Annotated in this window: 18 protein-coding genes; 9 read left to right on the top strand and 9 right to left on the bottom strand. The window is 33.9% G+C overall.

The annotated features are described in order from the left end of the window. Positions 1 to 4: 4 nt before the first annotated feature. Both NH26_RS14350 and thrA read right to left on the bottom strand, forming a co-directional pair. On the bottom strand, positions 5 to 937 hold the full coding sequence (locus tag NH26_RS14350; protein WP_044228607.1) for a homoserine kinase: 933 nt from the start codon (positions 935 to 937) through the stop codon (positions 5 to 7). A gap of 151 nt (positions 938 to 1,088) precedes the next feature. After that, a complete protein-coding gene (gene thrA, locus NH26_RS14345; protein WP_044228605.1) occupies positions 1,089 to 3,551 on the bottom strand; it encodes a bifunctional aspartate kinase/homoserine dehydrogenase I in 2,463 nt (820 codons plus the stop codon). A gap of 266 nt (positions 3,552 to 3,817) precedes the next feature. Between thrA and NH26_RS14340 the strand changes: the two genes are divergently transcribed. Then, positions 3,818 to 5,182 (top strand): saccharopine dehydrogenase family protein, encoded by a 1,365-nt coding sequence (locus tag NH26_RS14340; protein WP_044228603.1) that lies wholly within the window; start codon positions 3,818 to 3,820, stop codon positions 5,180 to 5,182. Between the two features lie 44 nt (positions 5,183 to 5,226). Beyond that, positions 5,227 to 5,868 (top strand): MarC family protein, encoded by a 642-nt coding sequence (locus NH26_RS14335; protein ID WP_044228599.1) that lies wholly within the window; start codon positions 5,227 to 5,229, stop codon positions 5,866 to 5,868. An 82-nt stretch (positions 5,869 to 5,950) separates the two neighbouring features. Here the strand turns inward: NH26_RS14335 and NH26_RS14330 are convergent, their stop codons facing one another. From NH26_RS14330 to NH26_RS14315, 4 genes are all read right to left on the bottom strand, one after another. Further along, positions 5,951 to 6,739 (bottom strand): toxin-antitoxin system YwqK family antitoxin, encoded by a 789-nt coding sequence (locus NH26_RS14330; RefSeq protein WP_044228596.1) that lies wholly within the window; start codon positions 6,737 to 6,739, stop codon positions 5,951 to 5,953. A gap of 56 nt (positions 6,740 to 6,795) precedes the next feature. Further along, complete coding sequence (locus NH26_RS14325) at positions 6,796 to 7,449, bottom strand: DUF1349 domain-containing protein (RefSeq protein ID WP_044228593.1); 654 nt, start codon at positions 7,447 to 7,449, stop codon at positions 6,796 to 6,798. A gap of 72 nt (positions 7,450 to 7,521) precedes the next feature. After that, a complete protein-coding gene (locus tag NH26_RS14320) occupies positions 7,522 to 8,085 on the bottom strand; it encodes a hypothetical protein (protein WP_139263075.1) in 564 nt (187 codons plus the stop codon). Positions 8,086 to 8,272: 187 nt separating this feature from the next. Continuing rightward, positions 8,273 to 9,151 (bottom strand): dienelactone hydrolase family protein, encoded by an 879-nt coding sequence (locus NH26_RS14315; RefSeq protein WP_044228587.1) that lies wholly within the window; start codon positions 9,149 to 9,151, stop codon positions 8,273 to 8,275. A 149-nt stretch (positions 9,152 to 9,300) separates the two neighbouring features. Between NH26_RS14315 and NH26_RS14310 the strand changes: the two genes are divergently transcribed. From NH26_RS14310 to NH26_RS14295, 4 genes are all read left to right on the top strand, one after another. Beyond that, positions 9,301 to 10,080 (top strand): alpha/beta fold hydrolase, encoded by a 780-nt coding sequence (locus NH26_RS14310; protein WP_052432286.1) that lies wholly within the window; start codon positions 9,301 to 9,303, stop codon positions 10,078 to 10,080. A 182-nt stretch (positions 10,081 to 10,262) separates the two neighbouring features. Further along, a complete protein-coding gene (trxA, locus tag NH26_RS14305) occupies positions 10,263 to 10,580 on the top strand; it encodes a thioredoxin (protein ID WP_044228582.1) in 318 nt (105 codons plus the stop codon). 51 nt (positions 10,581 to 10,631) lie between these two features. Continuing rightward, entirely contained in the window at positions 10,632 to 11,186 is a 555-nt protein-coding gene (locus NH26_RS14300; protein WP_044228579.1) for a carboxymuconolactone decarboxylase family protein, read from the top strand. 241 nt (positions 11,187 to 11,427) lie between these two features. Beyond that, entirely contained in the window at positions 11,428 to 12,261 is an 834-nt protein-coding gene (locus NH26_RS14295; protein ID WP_044228574.1) for a helix-turn-helix domain-containing protein, read from the top strand. Positions 12,262 to 12,301: 40 nt separating this feature from the next. Here NH26_RS14295 and NH26_RS14290 read toward each other — a convergent pair whose 3' ends face one another. The 3 genes from NH26_RS14290 to NH26_RS14280 all read right to left on the bottom strand — a co-directional run bounded on the left by NH26_RS14290 (position 12,302) and on the right by NH26_RS14280 (position 15,047). Beyond that, positions 12,302 to 13,030 (bottom strand): tetratricopeptide repeat protein, encoded by a 729-nt coding sequence (locus NH26_RS14290; protein ID WP_044228640.1) that lies wholly within the window; start codon positions 13,028 to 13,030, stop codon positions 12,302 to 12,304. Between the two features lie 201 nt (positions 13,031 to 13,231). Continuing rightward, positions 13,232 to 14,251, bottom strand: coding sequence for a pyruvate dehydrogenase (acetyl-transferring) E1 component subunit alpha (gene pdhA / locus NH26_RS14285; RefSeq protein ID WP_044228571.1), 1,020 nt, complete (start codon positions 14,249 to 14,251; stop codon positions 13,232 to 13,234). 175 nt (positions 14,252 to 14,426) lie between these two features. Next, a complete protein-coding gene (locus NH26_RS14280) occupies positions 14,427 to 15,047 on the bottom strand; it encodes a hypothetical protein (protein ID WP_044228569.1) in 621 nt (206 codons plus the stop codon). A gap of 168 nt (positions 15,048 to 15,215) precedes the next feature. Here NH26_RS14280 and NH26_RS14275 point away from each other — a divergent pair, with 168 nt between their 5' ends. The 3 genes from NH26_RS14275 to NH26_RS14265 all read left to right on the top strand — a co-directional run bounded on the left by NH26_RS14275 (position 15,216) and on the right by NH26_RS14265 (position 17,201). Beyond that, a complete protein-coding gene (locus NH26_RS14275; protein WP_052432284.1) occupies positions 15,216 to 15,968 on the top strand; it encodes a hypothetical protein in 753 nt (250 codons plus the stop codon). Between the two features lie 185 nt (positions 15,969 to 16,153). Then, positions 16,154 to 16,630, top strand: a complete 477-nt coding sequence (locus tag NH26_RS14270) for an RNA polymerase sigma factor (protein WP_044228566.1) — start codon at positions 16,154 to 16,156, stop codon at positions 16,628 to 16,630. Next, positions 16,617 to 17,201, top strand: coding sequence for a hypothetical protein (locus NH26_RS14265; RefSeq protein WP_044228564.1), 585 nt, complete (start codon positions 16,617 to 16,619; stop codon positions 17,199 to 17,201). The genes NH26_RS14270 and NH26_RS14265 overlap by 14 nt, the downstream gene beginning before the upstream one ends. Positions 17,202 to 17,248: the final 47 nt, after the last annotated feature.

Below are 17,248 nucleotides of genomic sequence, written 5' to 3'. Positions count from 1 at the left end.
CTGATTAATAAATAATCTTCGGTCCTTCTTTATTCACTTTTGAAACAAATTTATCACTATCAATTCCAATAGCTTTAAATGCTTCTACTTTCGCATTGGCTATTCTTTCTGCTTTTTCCATCCCTTTACATAAAGAGAAGATTGATGGACCAGAACCAGAAATTGCTGTACCCATAGATCCAGCATATATAGCAGCTCTTTTTACTTCATCAAAACCAGGAATCAACATAGAACGAATAGGTTCTACAATAACATCTTGAAGTGATCTACCGATTAGATCATAGTTTTCTTGCTCTAAACCTGCAATCAAACCTCCAACATTACCCCATTGTCTAACCGCATCAACTAAAGGTATCTCTCCTCTTAGAATGTTTCTTGCATCTTTTGTAGATACTTCGATATGTGGGTGAACTACTGCACAACATAACTCTTCAGGTACATTTAATCGAACTACATCCAAAGGATCATAGCTTCTTACTAAAACGAAACCTCCATACAATGCAGGAGCAACGTTATCAGCATGGGCTGCACCACAAGCTACTCTTTCTCCTTCCATAGCAAACGGAAGTAATTCTTCCATACTTAATGGGTTATCAAAAAGAGCATTGACGGCAAAAGCACCTGCTACTGTACTTGCAGAAGAAGAACCTAAGCCACTACCAAAAGGCATTTTTTTATGAAGTGTTACTTCAATACCTGCTTTCTCAGCTCCAATTTTTTCTAAAAACTGATATACTGAAACTGTAGCTGTATTATCACGAGGATTTTTTGACAAACGTCCTTCATCTCCTGTAATGTCTTTAATAACTATACCCGGTTTATCGACTAATTTCATTTCGATTTCATCGCCTGGGCTATCGACTGCAAAGCCGAGGATATCAAAACCACATGCTACGTTGGCAACTGTAGCTGGGGCAAATGCTTTTACTTCTTTCATGACGTTATTCGTCCAAAGTGAGTAATTATTTTATAACATAATGAGGACGAAGCATAGCCTCGTCCCCACTTTATAAACATAAGAAGTAATTTTTTTTGATAATTAGAAATAGAAAACTACTACCTATTATCGATTACCTCTTACCTATTTTCTAGTTAATTAAGAAGTTTCCAATTGTAATGATTTCGGCAAACACTCCTGCAGCAGTTACCTCTGCACCAGCGCCAGGGCCTCTAATTACAAGTGGCTCGTTGAAATAACGACGAGATTTGAAAACTACCATGTTGTCTGATCCTACTAAACCATAGAAAGGATGTGCACTATCTACTGCTTCTAAAGCAACAGTTGCTTTTCCTTCTTCGTCTAGAGTAGCCACTATTCTTAGGGCTTTTCCATCCAACTCAGCTTCTGCTCTCTTCTTCTCAAAAAGACCATTGGCGTTTTCTAATTCTACAAAGAAATCATCAACAGTTGGCGCGTCTAAACATGCCTGAGGAAGAATTGGGTCTACTGTTACATCAGATGGTTCTAAATGATACCCCGCTTCTCTTGCTAAAATCAAGATCTTACGAGCAACATCAACTCCACCTAAATCATCACGAGGATCTGGTTCAGTATACCCCATCTCTTTTGCTTGTTTCACTAACTCTGAGAATTTCATTCCCGCAGCAAATGTATTGAACAAGTAAGATAATGTACCCGATAAGATACCTTCGATTTTAATGATCTTATCTCCAGATCTTCTTAAATCTTGAAGTGGACCAATAACAGGTAGACCTGCACCAACGTTTGTTTCGTACAAGAATTTTACTCCTCTACGTTTTGCCGCTGCCTGACATTTTAAGTAATAATCAAGGCTACTAGAGTTGGCGATTTTGTTTGGTGTAGTAATAGAGATTGAACTCAATAAGATTTTCTCATAAAGCTTTACAGCACTTTCTCCTGGAGTACAATCTACAAATACAGAGTTTGGCAAGTTCATTTCGATCATTTTCTCCACGAACAAGGCTGCATTCGATTCTTCACCGTCTGCAAGGATAGCATCTTTTTCTAAAGAGATATCAAAACCTTTATCACTAAAGACCATCTTCTTAGAGTTAGCAGCACCAACTACATTCAGACGTAAGTTACGTTCTGTAAGTAAGTACTCTGCTTGATCTCTCATCTGATTCAATAGTGTGCCACCAATTAAACCTAAGCCTAACATGAAAACATTCAACTCTGCCATATCAGACAAGAAGAAAATTTCGTGAAGGGCATTTAATGATTTATGAAGGTGCTTTTTCTCAATAACAACAGATACATTCAATTCTGATGATCCCTGTGCAATTGCAGCAATACTAACACCATTTTTACCCAATGCACTAAACAGCTTAGCTGCTACACCTGGGCGTTCTTTCATGTTCTCACCGATAATAGCCAAGATAGATAAGTTATCTTCTACCTCTACCGGGTTCACTTTACCAGAAGCCATTTCATTAAAGAATTCCTCTTCGATGATTTTCTTACTGGTAATAGAGTCTGTTGGAGCTACAGCAAATGTAATTGTATGTTCTGATGATGCTTGAGTAATCAAGATCATAGACACTCCACCTCTTGCTAATGCTCCAAATAATCTTGACGATACACCTGGAACACCAATCAAACCACTACCTGATAAAGTAATTAAAGAAATATCTTTGATAGAAGAAATTCCTTTAACTGGCCAATCTTCCTGTCCTGATGTACTTGTTACCAATGTACCTGGGAAAGAAGGATTGAATGTATTTCTAATTCTTAATGGAATATTCTTTTTAATTGCAGGCTGCAATGTTGGAGGGTAAATCACTTTAGCGCCAAAGTGAGACATCTCCATTGCTTCTTCGTAAGAAAGTTGTTGTAAAGAAAAAGCAGTTGGTACAACACGAGGGTCAGTAGTCATTACCCCGTCTACGTCTGTCCAAATTTCAATTTCTTTTACATTCAAAGCAGCACCAAAAATCGCAGCAGAATAATCTGATCCTCCACGACCTAAAGTAGTTGTTTCTCCACTTTCAGATGAAGCCACAAAACCTGTGACAATTTGCATTTTGTCTGTTTCTCCAAAATGCTTAGTAATAGCAGAATTCGTAGTCACAAAATCAACTTTTGCTCCACCAAATACAGCATTAGTACGCACTACTTTACGTGCATCCAATTGCTCTGCTTCTACCCCAATTTGAGTAAGGTATTCTGCAATAATGAAAGACGATAAACGCTCGCCAAAACTTTGTAGAATATCTAATGAGCGAAGTGATAATTCCTTCAAAAGAAAAATACCTCTTAAGATATCCTCAAGATCATTAAGTAAAAGCTTCACAAAAGCGATAGTTTTACTTTGTCTCCTTACCTCAATCAACTCGCGAATACAGGTCAAGTGGGTAGACTCAATGTCTTTTAATAATGACTTATAGGTTTCATCTCCAGAAGCGGCTCTTTCACCTACTTCTATTAGCTTATTTGTGATGCCACTCATTGCCGATACGACTACGGCAACCCTTTGTCCGTTTTGTTGATAATCGGAAAGGATACTGGCTACTTGTTGGATATTTTTCGCACTTCCAACTGACGTTCCTCCAAACTTGAGTACTTTCATCCTTGTTCCTGTTCGCTAGTCCTTAAAAAATAAACAATTCGCAATAATTAGCGATATAAGTTATAAAAGTAGTAATAATATTACTGAATCACCAAGAATTTATTAAAAATGAAAGAACTATAGAGTAAACTCTCACAACTAAGCCTTGTTTTTGACAAGATTTAATCTTTTGATATTCTCTTATCGAATTAGTGAATCAAATTTCACTATTCAAAAATTCTTTGTTTAATTGTACTAACAACACATACACAACACCAATAAACACAATGAAAACTATACTTATCTTAGGAGCAGGTCGTTCTGCTTCCTCACTAATTCATTACTTATGTGAACTCGCCAATAAGGAGAATTGGAAGATCTTATTAGGCGACTATCAACTTAGTTTGGCCGAAGAGAAAATTAAAGATTATCTGTCTGTAGCTTCTGCCTTTCAATTTGATATCAATAATGAATCACACCAACAAACTTATATTCCACAGGCAGATATTATTGTTTCTATGCTTCCGGCTAGGTTCCATATAGAAGTAGCTAAAATTGCTGTCGAATATGGAATACCGATGACCACCGCTTCTTATATCACAGATGAAATGCAAGCTTTAGATCAACAAGCAAAAGATAAAGGCATCATCTTATTAAATGAAATTGGACTTGATCCGGGTATCGACCACATGTCTGCCATGAAAATGATTGAAGAGGTAAAAGACAATGGAAATAAAATCGAAGGTTTCGAATCGTTTACCGGTGGTTTAATCGCTCCAGAATCAGACAACAACCCTTGGAATTATAAATTCACATGGAACCCAAGAAATGTAGTTATCGCAGGACAAGGGGGAGCCGTTCGATTTCTTCACAATGGCAAGTACAAATACATCCCTTATCATAAACTATTTAGAAGAACAGAAAGAATTGAAGTAGAAGGTTATGGCAGCTTCGAAGGGTACGCCAATAGAGATTCTTTAAAATACGTTGAAAAATATGAGTTAGAAGGTGTTCCTACAGTCTATAGAGGAACTCTTAGAAGACCCGGCTTCTGTAGAGCATGGAATTGTTTTGTAATGTTAGGAGCAACTGATGATAGCTATGTAATGGAAGATACAGAAAATATGACATACAGAGAGTTCATCAATTCTTTCTTAAGATACAACCCTCAAGATTCTGTAGAATTAAAATTGATGCAATACCTCAAGTTGTCGCAAGATGATTTAGAAATGGATAAGCTCAGGTGGTTGGATCTATTTTCTGATAAAAAAGTAGGTCTAAAGTCGGCCACCCCTGCCCAAATACTGCAAAAAATCTTAGAAGAAAAGTGGAAGCTTGAGAAAGACGATAAAGACATGATTGTAATGTATCATAAACTCTTCTACAAAAAAGGAGAAGAGAATATTATGAGAACCTCTCATATGGTAGTGAAAGGAAAGGACCAAACTTATACTGCCATGTCTGATACAGTAGGTATTCCATTGGCGATTGCCACAAAACTCATTCTTCAAGGAAAAATAACAAAGACAGGAACGTGTATTCCTGTACATAAAAACATCTACGAACCTGTGCTTACAGAGTTAAAAGAACATGGTATTGAGTTTGTCGAAAATGAAGTAAAAATGAGTACGCAGGAACTTTCAAGTTTATAATCATTTTACTTTCTTTGCGACATCACATATTTACCATTTTTTTCATGAAAGAAGCCATCACCTATGGCCTTTTGGCCTTTACATCTTTCTTTACACTCATCAATCCGGTAGGAATTATGCCGGTGTTCATGACTATCACTAATCAGTTAGAGAAAAAAGAAAGAAAAAGAACGGCTCTTAGAGCCACTTTAATTGCGTATTGTTTCTTGATTTTCTTTGCAATTTCAGGACAATCTTTATTCAAATTTTTCGGTATTTCTATCGATTCACTTAGAGTAGTAGGCGGTATTATCTTCTTCTTAGTTGGTTTCGATATGCTTCAAGCTAGATTAGGTAGCGTGAAGGTAACCAAAGATGAAATTCATGAATATGCCAAAGACGTAGCCATTACTCCCTTAGCAATTCCTATTATTTGCGGACCAGGGTCTATTGCCAATGCCATTATCTTAATGGACAATGCAGGAGATAGTCCATTTAAAATGGGTGCTTTGTTTGTTGCTATCACACTTGTTTTAGCAATAACTTGCCTTAGTTTATTAGGGGCAAGTCCAATTATGAAAGTACTTGGTGATACAGGTAACAAGTTAATGCTTCGTTTAATGGGCCTTATCGTTATGGTAATGGCAGTAGAATTTTTATTTGCAGGATTAGGACCATTGATTCAACGATTTATAATGAATCAATAAGTTTAAAATACATAAACCAAAAGGGCTTCAATCTAATTGAAGCCCTTTTGGTTTATATTAATTTGACATTAAAATATTGAGTTTACATATTTTTTGCCTTTAAACGATAATCAATTTTATCGACTCTTTGTCTACCATAAATAGTAGAATATTTCACATAAATAGGAATTACCTTATCGATATAATGACCTTTAGGTATTGGAATCTCTAATACACCTCTATTCTCATACATTTTGACGAAAACTAAATTTTGATCCCAATCTTCTGCAGTCTCTAATGGTAACGTTTCATCCTTTCGTATAAAAAACTTTGTTTTTTTACGTCTTAAATCCAAGGTTAACTCTAATACCACTTTACCATAACTCTTTACATCATCATTTAATTTTACTTGAATCTTAGGGTATTTTGTTTTTTCTTTTCCAGTACTTAAATATTCTTTTAGATCTGTAGTTACATCACCATTCTTGTATGTTTCAATAGCTTTTACCTGACCATTATCGTGATAGAACTTTCTTTTAGTTACATATCCGTTTTCATAAAATGCCTCTTTATAAAGTGTTCCATCTTTAGCAAATTGTTTTGCCACACCATGTTTTTCTCCATTTACATAAGTAATAGCCATATGTAACTTTCCATTCTTGTGAAAGGTCTTCGCAATTCCATCTCTTTTACCATTGACATACCGGATGACCGATTTTTTTATTTTAGTGCCTTTATGATAAGTTACTTTTACTTTATCATTTGAGGTGTTTGCTACTGCTACTTCTGGATTACCGAATGAGAAACCTTCATTAAAATCAAAATAAAGTTTGATAGAGGTAATAACAAGTGCTACACCAATAAGAAGGAAGATTTTATTATTATTAGTCATGAATAGTTTGATATAAATACATAGACAAAAAAAAGACACCCGAAGGTGCCTCTAATTTACTCTTTATTTTTTTCTAACCATTGTAATCTTCTCTCATCTGCTAAATGTTTGATTTCAAAGTCTTCAAAAACTGCTTCGAAACCATCTCCATCAGGACTGGCTGCCATTACGCCAACCATCAAAGGTTTATGATCTGGCAAATAAGCTAGATTACTCATCTGATAAGTTTTACCATCCAATGAATAAGATATTTCTACTGCATCCTGACGTCGAATTGCTTTAATCCAAATCGACTTCGGTTTACCTTCTAAAGCAACAACACTCCAGCTAGAATGTTCATTTGTTACTACTGCAGAGAAATTATAAACTCCATCCACATATTCAATACCCGTTTTTATCCAATGTTTCTCATCAATTCTAAACATAAGACCCATTTGGTCGAAACGAGTTTTATAGGCTCCTGTAATTTTCACATTCACTTCAAACTCTCCACCTCTCGTTTGATAATAGAAAGGGCCATCATCTACAGTAAAACCATAGTGTGTTTTTCTCCAGTAATCTGTCTGACCAGTTACCTGCATTGTTAAGGTGTTGTCTTTCACTTCCCACTTTTCGGGAGCATTAAACCATTGCATTGTTTTCGGATTCATCTGGGCAAATAAATAAGATGATGTCAATAACATACATCCAATTAAAAGGATTTTTTTCATAATAAATCGTTTAATATTTAGAGCACAAATATAAGTACAAAATTCCTTTTCAAATACTATTATAATTGATTTTTACCAAGGAATAACATACCCTAAATCAAAGCTTAAACTGGTCTCTTTTTGACTGATATTGTATTCATATGAACCACTGATATTAAAGTTCTGCTTCCCCAATTTAAATTGATAACAAACCATCAATCCAGTACTCCAATCTCCATCAGTCCATTGATATTGCCGAGATATTTGATCATTATCCATCACTCCTTTAGCTAAACCAGTTCCAATAGACCACTTAGAATTTATCTGATAATTTATGGTAACTGCACAATTAAAAGTAGCTGTATTTTCTATTCCTCTATTTTCATTCGATAAGGTTGTTTCATTGTCCCACATCACACCTATTCCATAAGCAAAAGGTCCTTTCCCTATTTGTTTATTATAATCTACCGACCAACCATAAAAAGAAGCATTTCTGTCCAATTGATTACCGTAACTTACTGCAACTCCAAATACACCCTTATCTTTTAAAGGTTGATCTAAGGTTTGTGCCGAAAGTATTGTATTCCAAAACATAAATACGATAAATAGAGAACTGAGAGAAAATGATGTTGGGAAACCATTTTTTATGTTCTTCATAGTAAAAAGATTTGTTCTAATACAAATGGACCATTTACTGTCAAAAACCCTATTTGATTGGTCTATCTAGCGTTCTCTATGAGTTAAGTAAAAAGCCACCTCAATAAAATCAAGGTGGCTTTTCGATTAGTTATGCTTGTAGAGTGTTTATCAAATAATAATTTCCTGATGAGATACTACTTCTAAATTATGGTTGTACCTCAAAAGATTTCTTGATAAATGCCAATGCTTCCTTATTTGCATTTTGAGCATCTGCTTCATTATATCTATCCGATGAAGGGTTAGCAAAGGCATGATCTGATCCATACATTTTTACTGTTAGGTTTTTCCCTGCCTCCTTCATGTTTTGTTCAAATTCTTTGGCCACTTCTGGATTGATCCATTTATCTTTCTCTCCAAAAATGCCTAAAACATCACATTTTAATTCTTTCAATCTTGCCACATCTTTTACTGGCATACCATAATACATTACACAACCTACTGCTTGCTGATCTACTTGAAGTGCTGACTGTAGAGACCAACCACCACCAAAACACCAACCTACAGTTGCTACTTTAGCATCTTTACCAATGTAAGCCAAAGCTCCTTGTATAATCGAAGCGGCTCTTTTAGGGTCACATGCTTTCATGTACTTACTTGCTTCATCTCTTGTCGTTCCCACTTTTCCGTCATATAAGTCTAATGCAATAATATTGACATCACTTAAATCTTTTGCATACCTATCCGACTCATTTCTCACATAATCATTCAATCCCCACCATTCATGGAATACAAATAAATACTTTGATGATTTCTTCTTGGATTTTACAAAATAGGCTTCTCCATTTTCACCATCAGCCACAGTAAAAGAAATACGTTTTCCTTTAAACTTTGTCTTATCCAAAGTTCTTGACATGCTATGTGCATCACGAAATTCCTTCTGATTGGTAAACTCTGCAAATGCTCTTGCAGATTCAATATCTGCATGACACAATACTGCTTCTTTGGGTTCTGATGTTTGGTGAAATGAGAGAAAAGAAAGTCCTATCAAAAAGAGGAGAGATAGAAAGATGTTTAATTTTTTCATAGTAGAAATCGAGTGTAGTTTAAATATTGATACAGAAATATATTGAGATCATTTTAAAAATGAAAGTCATAAGGATAACTCCACATATTTATTTTAGTTTTCGATTGTCTGATTTAATTTTGGAAAGACATTCATAAAAAATATATCAAATGCTAAGTTTAACTGATAGCGGAAAAGACCTACCTGTACTTGTTTTAATTCATGGGTTCTGTGAAAATAAATCTATTTGGAATGATTTCACTCCAGCACTTACTCCCTTTTTCAGAGTAATCTGTATTGACCTACCCGGTTGTGGTGATAACAACGATATTAATCACCCAAACCCACAGTTAAGTGATTTTGCAGATGAAATCCATCACACTTTACAACAATTACAACTTCCTAAATATACCATGATTGGTCATTCATTGGGAGGATATGTCACTTTAGCTTATGCAAAAAAATACGCTTCCTCATTAAATGGTATCGGGTTATTTCATTCTACAGCATTTGAAGATGATGAAGCAAAAAAAGAAGTACGTATCAAAGCAGCCAATTTTGTAAGAGAAAATGGAATCAGAACATTTGTAGCTCCAATGATAGGAAATCTTTTTGCAGAAAAAAGAAGAGAACAACATAGATCAACAATCCATCAGATTATTACTGAAGCAGAAACAGAAAGTATAGACAGTATTGCCAAAATTTCTTTAGCGATGAAAGACAGAGGTGATAGTGCCAAGCTACTTACACAACTAAATATCCCTGTATTATTTATAAACGGCAAAAAAGATGGTGCTGTACCTTTAAATAAAAGCGTTGAACAAAGTCATCTTCCAAACGATGCACATGTTTATTACCTAGGAGATGTTGGACATATGGGAATGTTTGAAGAAAAATTGAAATGCCAACAAATAGTGATGAACTTCCTTACTTACGCTAATAATCACTAAGCTTTACCTCATAAATGATGATCATGATCTGATTTATTTAGTTTTTTTACACTCTATTTTTGACCAATCAGTCCAAAAGGGAAATATTGTTAAGTTGAAGTGAAAAATAGCATAACAAAATGGCTTTTGAATACTGCACCTTTGTAATGTTCAATAAAGAAAACAACTAAAAAAATATAGACATGAAAAAGATTAATAACATCGAGGAGTATAATACACTAGTAGCACAAGGAAGCCCTGTATTGTTAGATTTTTACGCAGATTGGTGTGGGCCTTGTCAAGCTTTATTACCTACTGTAGAAAAGCTTTCAGAAGAATACGAAGGGAAAGTAACTATTCAGAAAGTGAACATCGAAGAAGTTCCTGAATTAGCTACGCTTCATAAAGTAAGAAGTATTCCAAACCTAGTATTTATCAAAGACAACGAAGTAGTCAATACACATGTTGGTTTTGCTGGAGAAGACGTTTTAAGAAATCACTTAGACGCACTTTCTAACTAAATCAAATTTTTATATCTCATTTTTCAATCAAAAATTAAACACTATTATATCATGGCTCAATTTAACATACCAACAATCGACCAAGTATCAGCTCAAAATCAAGAGATTTTTGAACAACTAAAAGGAAAACTAGGTTTTGTACCTAACATCTATGCTTACATCGGCAAGCATGACACTGGTTTAGGTGATTATCTCAACTTCTCAGGTAGAAAATCTACTTTATCTAATAGAGAAAAAGAAGTGATTAATCTTACAGTAAGTGAATACAATGGATGTGAGTATTGTTTATCAGCACACACTCAAATTTCGAAGATGAATGGCTTTTCTGAAGAAGAAATTATTCAGATCAGGTCAGGAAACATACAATTTGACGACAAACTAAAAACACTCGGAGAATTTGCTAAAAAAGTAGCTCAAAATAAAGGTAATGTGGATGAAAGCAGTCAGACAGCTTTCTTTAATGCAGGATACAACGAGAAAGATTTAATTGATGTTGTACTAAGCATTTCAGAAATATCTGTGACTAATATTATTCACAACCTGACAAAAATAAATGTGGATTTCCCTAAAGCACTTCCTTTAGAAGGAATCTCACAAGCGTCATAACCCATATCATCAACTTGTCGAGTATTGAGTAGGTAATTATTTTCGGATAGTTATCTACTCATTTTTATATTAAGCGATGAACATTTGAACTTGGGTAAAATGAGAGGATTATTTTTTAATCTAATCAAGGTAAAGCTAAAGAGCATAGTCATAATTCTAATGTAAAATTGATTAAAAAAGAAAGGCTAAAACTTCCAATTTTAATTGTTCAACTGCTTTAAAAGTAATTATCTTAGTCGCTATGAAATTTCAGAAACCTACAGGAGAATATTTAGAGCTCTTAGATCTAACATCCACTTGTGATCTTGATTTACTAAATGGAAATGAAGGAAAACTAAGTATGCTATGGTTTACCTCAGACAACAACACACTTATTATTGATGGTCGTGAAAGACAATTTGATAATAATGAAGTTATTTTCTTAACGGAGTTTCATCATGTCGAAAAAGTGGCTATACAATCTGCTAAATTTCTTCGTTTTAATAAATCGTTTTATTGTATTGTTAATCACGATAGTCAAGTAGGCTGTAAAGGAGTATTATTCTTTGGATCACATAGTATCCCAAGAGTTAATCTATCGAATGAAGATGGAGAAATGCTTATTTCTCTATGGAAAATTTTTGATTATGAAATGCAATCTGCAGATGAGCTACAATTAGAAATGCTGCAGATGTTATTAAAAAGGTTACTGATTTTGTGTACAAGAATTCTAAAAAAACAGACTTCCCTATCAGAATTAGAAGATGATAAACTTACCATAGTCAAAGAGTTTAATTATTTAGTAGAACGTCATTTTAAAGAAAAAAAGACGGTGGCAGAATATGCCGATCTATTAAATAAATCTCCGAAAACACTTTCGAATGTATTTAAGCTTCTAGGTCAAAAAACACCTTTACAATTTATACAGGAAAGAATACTCTTAGAGGCTCGAAGACAAATAATATATACCGATAAAAGTATTTCCGAAATAGCTTTTGAGCTAGGCTATGAAGATATCCAAGCTTTCAGCCGATTCTTTAAGAAAGCAGAAGGAAGTAGCCCAAGTGAATATAGGGCACAAAAAAAAGTCAGCTGATGTAATCATCAACTGACTTTTTTATTTGAACTAAATATAATTAGTTCTTAGCCTCTAAAACAGCTAAATATTTTTTCGCATCATTTACTTCTTGAGACTGAGGGTACTCAGAGATTACATTCTCATAAGTAGACTTTGCCTTAGCAACGTCACCTTTTGCTTCGTAAGTAAATGCTAACTTCATCATGTAAGCAGGAGTGAAGTCTTTGTTTGGTTGGTAGTTTACGGCATCTTTATAAGAAGATACTGCAGCATCCAAGTTCTCTAATTGTACGTAAGCATCGCCAATTAAAGCATAAGCTCTACCTTGAACTAAAATATCTTTAGAAGAGAATTTGTTTAAGTGATCAATTGCTTTATTGTATTCACCCATTCTTAAGTAAGCAACACCTGCATAGTAATTAGCAAGACCAGCTGCTTTAGTTCCGCTGTATTTGTCTGCAATAGCTAAGAAACCAGAAGTTTGAGCAGCAGCATCACCATTTAAAGCTTTGTTTAAAGAATCTTTTTCTAAGTAAAACACCGCTGGAGATAATTCAGCTTGAGCCTTAGAGTTTTGAGATTCTAAATTCATTCCGTATAAGAAGTAAGCAGCAACAATAACTACAATTGCAGCTACAACACCAATTACACCGTTTTTATTTTTATCAAGAAAACCTTGAGTTTCAATAATACGTTCTTGTAATACCTCAGCACTCTCAAATACCTCGTACTCCTTGTGTTCCTCGTGAGTATTACCTTTCTCTACTTTTTGTTTTTTTTCTTTCATGATTGCCATGTATGTAGTATTAGGTTCGCCCTAAATAGTTTTGTTCATATTATTCAGTCGGCAAATTTATAAAAAATCCTCTAAACTTAATATTTTTCATCAAGGTTTAGAGTTAAAAAAGTTCATAAATACACTTAATTCATAAAAAAAGCTGTTCTTTTAAAAGAACAGCTTCTCTATTAACAAAATTTGCTAGGCAAATTATGAGTTTAAGAAAGGATAATTTTCCTCTACATAAACGTCAGTATATGCTTCTGATTTATCAGGGAATGGAGAATCTTCAGCAAATTTAACTGCATCCAATACTTTGGCTTTTAAGCTTTTGTCGAATTCTTTCAACTCTTCTTCAGTAGCCCATTCGTTCTTTAAAATCGTTTGTTTTACTTTCTCGATAGGGTCTTGTGCCTTGTACTCAGCTACCTCTTCTTTCGTACGGTATTTTGCTGGATCAGACATCGAGTGACCTTTGTAACGGTATGTTCTGAACTCTAAGAAGTAAGGACCTTTACCGGCACGTACGTGAGCTGCAGCTTCTTCCATTGCAATATGAACTTCTTCTACAGTCATACCATCTACAGGGCGAGAAGGAATATCATAAGCAGCACCCAACTCATACAAGTGGTGTACATTTGATGTTCTTTCTACAGAAGTACCCATTGCATAACCGTTATTTTCTACAATAAAGATTACTGGTAACTTCCAAGCCATTGCCATGTTAAATGCTTCGTGCATTGCTCCTTGACGGATTGCACCATCACCAAACATAGTTACACAAAGGTTCTTAGTTCCTTTATATTTTTCAGAAAAAGCAATTCCTGCTCCCATTGGGATTTGAGCACCTACGATACCATGACCACCTGCGAAGTTGACACTTTTATCGAAAATGTGCATTGAACCACCTTTACCTTTAGTAGTACCTGTTGCTTTACCGTACATTTCTGCCATCACAGCACCTGGGTCAGTACCCAACATGATTGGATGAGCGTGATCACGGTAAGCAGTGATATAACTATCGTCTTTGGTTAACGCAGAAACTTGACCAGCAGCACAAGCTTCTTGTCCAATGTAAAGGTGACAGAAACCTCTAATTTTTTGCTGACCATATAACTGAGCCGTTTTTTCCTCAAAACGTCTTACTAATAGCATGTTTTCATACCATTCCCAGTATTGCTCTTTTGAGAAGGCACGCTCTTCTTTCAGTACTTTTTCTTCTTGAGACATCTCTTACGGTTGTTGAGTGTTAGCTATCTACATTTAGGGATGCAGAGGCTAAAAGATATATTTTAAATTTTTCGTTTTCGCCCCAAATCTGCTAATAAATCGCTAAAAAAACAATCTTATTTGCTTTCAATATTTAACCTAAAGTGATTTTTGTCAATTTTATCACACTTCTTTGCTAATAATTGTTGTTTAGGGGCAACGACATTAATTCTTTTTCACATGTACACCCTGTCCCCATGTGATACAATGCAAGTCGATCAAAATCAATGGTTTTTCCTTCCAAGTTGTTCTCCATTTTATTATTTCCTTGTCCTAAAGTGATGTGAGGTTGATAGTTTTTACCCGAATTTTCATCAAAAAATGTATTCAAATACTCTACTCCAGAAAAAGGCATATTTTTATTAATTACACAGAAGTCTGTATTATTTTCCTTTTCCATTTGATTAAAATGATACCTTTTCATCAGAGCACAAATACTATGGTGCAATCCAATTAAACTATTGTTTAACTCTAGATTCCAGCCAATAGTATTTATATTATGTTGATAAAGTGATGTAATTTTTAAAGAAGACAATTCTGAGAGGTCCAATATCTCTAAATAAACTTTTAATTTACTTATCAACTGATCAATAGCATTCTCTTCTACCCTACACATTCCTATTGATAAATGAGGAATCGAATGTTGTTTTCCTAACTTCAATACCGTATTTGGTAGACTTTGATTGCTATCAACTAAAATGTCGATCCATTCTTTTGATGGTATTAACACTAGATCAAGAGCGATATATTGCTTCATTATTACAGCCTTTCATTAATTTTCATCAAAAAATTTTTATTTGATGCAACCTATGTATTTTTCTTTGGTCTTTAGATCAATACTAGTGCAAATTAATTATCAAAAAAATAAAAGCAGGAAACTCTTCAACAATCATTTACGATCTGCTTTAACAAAAACTATTTTATTATGGTCAAATTAAGATTACTATCACTTTCATTATTAGGTGCTCTTCTACTTTCTATCACTTCTTATGGACAGGAAGAAAAAAGGAATACAGATTTTTATTTTTCAGGAGGTATGGAAATTATATTTTCTGGAATGACCGCTAATAACATCAATAACCAAGAATATGGAAATGATGTGATTCGATTTGCACCTGTATTTAATGGACAAACGTATTTCAATATGGATTTTGGAAAACATTTTGGCCTTTTTGCAGGAGTTTCGATCAAAAACTTAGGGTTTATTTTTGATGTACCTGATGCCTATAAAGCAGATGTCGGTTCGGGAAGAGTCAGAAAAAAAATGAGAACCTATAATGTCGGTATCCCAATGGGGTTTAAAGTAGGCAACCTTGATGGTTTCTTTGTATATGGAGGTTACGAAATTGAGCAACCAATCCATTATAAAGAAAAAACCTTTGTAGGAGAAAGTAAAAAATATAAATTCTCAATATGGTTCTCAGATAGAGTAACAACTCAACAAAGTGTGATGTTGGGAATTCAATTTTCTAAAGGATTAAATATGAAATTTAAATATTATCTAGATCCTTTCTTTAATGAATCTTGGGGTAGTGATCAAGAAAGTATTCATGGTACTACATTAAGCTATAATCAAATAACTGGCAATGTATTCTACTTCTCTCTTAACTGTGATATTTTTGATACAAAACGTAAAATCAATAGAGTAAAAAAGGCAAAAGTATCTGTTGATTTTTAAAATACATATATCTCAAAACGAGCTCGTAATATTCGTATTGCGAGCTTTTTTTATATAATTTTCTACCTAGAACTAAACACTAAAATATTTTTTTAAAAAAAATCCTTGTCTAGTGTAACATTTTCAATTCGATTGTATCTAAAGAATTGAAAGACAAAAAAATTAACGCTCTCAATGATTAACTAATGAAATTTGAAGAAATATATCAGAACTATTGGCAGAAAGTCTTTCGACTTGCAATGGGGTATGTTAATGACCATGACCTTGCCAAGGATCTGACACAAGATGTTTTCATCATTGTGTATCAAAAGCTTTCTACTTTCAATAAGCAATCAAGCATTGGTACTTGGATTTTTAGAATTGCATCAAATACTTGTTTAAGATCGGTAGAGAAACGACAAAAGCAACAAACTACTGACCTTCCGCAAGATTTATCTTCATCCGAAAATCAGTTTGAAGATAATGATCAAATCAAATTCTTATACCAATGTATTTCAACACTTTCTGAAATTGATCGATTGATTATTTCACTTGAACTCGAAGAAGTTCCACAAAATGAAATTGCTGAGATTGTAGGAATGTCGAATGGAAATGTTCGTACAAAAATCCACAGAATTAAAGAAAAATTAAATAAAAAAATGTTACGTTATGAGTACTCTTGATTTAAAAAATTTATGGCAACAACAATCTTCTTCACAACCTAGTATTGAAGAAGTTTTGCAAAAGGCGAAATCTTATAAGAAAAAGTCACTACAATCTATTATTGTAAGTTATTTCACTGCAATTGGTATTATTGGATATTTACTTTTTATTGGTTTCTACTATAATCCTGAATTAGTTTTGACCAAAATAGGAATAGGTTTAGCTATAATTGGCACTTTGGTATTCCTTATCTCAAGTAATACCCTACATAAATTGATTAATAGCATTCAATTTGATGAAAATACTAGAAATTATATCAAAAAATTAAAAGCAATAAAAGAGCAGCAGAGAAAAATTCAAACCACAACAATATCTAGTTATTTTATTCTCTTCTCTGCTGGAATGGGAATCTATTCATTCGAACTTTTAGTAGCTCTAAATCCTAACTATTCTATTCCTTTTGCAATTGGAACAGTAATTTGGATCGCTATCAATTGGTTTGTGTTTAGACCAAAAGTCATTAAAAAACAAACAGCTAAAATTGATACTCTAATACAATACTTTGGAGATTTAGAAAAAGGAACTAATTAAAAAAATAGGATGTCTCACTTAAATCTGAGACATCCTATTTTTATATG

It is taken from the genome of Flammeovirga pacifica (assembly GCF_000807855.2).
In the GTDB taxonomy this organism is placed as follows: domain Bacteria; phylum Bacteroidota; class Bacteroidia; order Cytophagales; family Flammeovirgaceae; genus Flammeovirga; species Flammeovirga pacifica.
The sequence above is the reverse complement of the archived record's forward strand: the minus strand, read 5'-3'. Positions and strand labels throughout refer to the sequence as shown.

Bases quoted from the DNA above. Each gene is read 5' to 3' on its own strand.
- NH26_RS14300 (WP_044228579.1), top strand. From the start codon at position 10,632: ATGGCTCAATTTAACATACCAACAATCGACCAAGTATCAGCTCAAAAT.
- NH26_RS14265 (WP_044228564.1), top strand. From the start codon at position 16,617: ATGAGTACTCTTGATTTAAAAAATTTATGGCAACAACAATCTTCTTCA.
- NH26_RS14315 (WP_044228587.1), bottom strand. From the start codon at position 9,151: ATGAAAAAATTAAACATCTTTCTATCTCTCCTCTTTTTGATAGGACTT.
- thrA (WP_044228605.1), bottom strand. From the start codon at position 3,551: ATGAAAGTACTCAAGTTTGGAGGAACGTCAGTTGGAAGTGCGAAAAAT.
- pdhA (WP_044228571.1), bottom strand. From the start codon at position 14,251: ATGTCTCAAGAAGAAAAAGTACTGAAAGAAGAGCGTGCCTTCTCAAAA.
- NH26_RS14290 (WP_044228640.1), bottom strand. From the start codon at position 13,030: ATGAAAGAAAAAAAACAAAAAGTAGAGAAAGGTAATACTCACGAGGAA.
- NH26_RS14335 (WP_044228599.1), top strand. From the start codon at position 5,227: ATGAAAGAAGCCATCACCTATGGCCTTTTGGCCTTTACATCTTTCTTT.
- NH26_RS14330 (WP_044228596.1), bottom strand. From the start codon at position 6,739: ATGACTAATAATAATAAAATCTTCCTTCTTATTGGTGTAGCACTTGTT.
- NH26_RS14310 (WP_052432286.1), top strand. From the start codon at position 9,301: ATGCTAAGTTTAACTGATAGCGGAAAAGACCTACCTGTACTTGTTTTA.
- NH26_RS14275 (WP_052432284.1), top strand. From the start codon at position 15,216: ATGGTCAAATTAAGATTACTATCACTTTCATTATTAGGTGCTCTTCTA.
- NH26_RS14270 (WP_044228566.1), top strand. From the start codon at position 16,154: ATGAAATTTGAAGAAATATATCAGAACTATTGGCAGAAAGTCTTTCGA.
- NH26_RS14325 (WP_044228593.1), bottom strand. From the start codon at position 7,449: ATGAAAAAAATCCTTTTAATTGGATGTATGTTATTGACATCATCTTAT.
- NH26_RS14295 (WP_044228574.1), top strand. From the start codon at position 11,428: ATGAAATTTCAGAAACCTACAGGAGAATATTTAGAGCTCTTAGATCTA.
- NH26_RS14350 (WP_044228607.1), bottom strand. From the start codon at position 937: ATGAAAGAAGTAAAAGCATTTGCCCCAGCTACAGTTGCCAACGTAGCA.
- NH26_RS14280 (WP_044228569.1), bottom strand. From the start codon at position 15,047: ATGAAGCAATATATCGCTCTTGATCTAGTGTTAATACCATCAAAAGAA.
- NH26_RS14340 (WP_044228603.1), top strand. From the start codon at position 3,818: ATGAAAACTATACTTATCTTAGGAGCAGGTCGTTCTGCTTCCTCACTA.
- trxA (WP_044228582.1), top strand. From the start codon at position 10,263: ATGAAAAAGATTAATAACATCGAGGAGTATAATACACTAGTAGCACAA.
- NH26_RS14320 (WP_139263075.1), bottom strand. From the start codon at position 8,085: ATGAAGAACATAAAAAATGGTTTCCCAACATCATTTTCTCTCAGTTCT.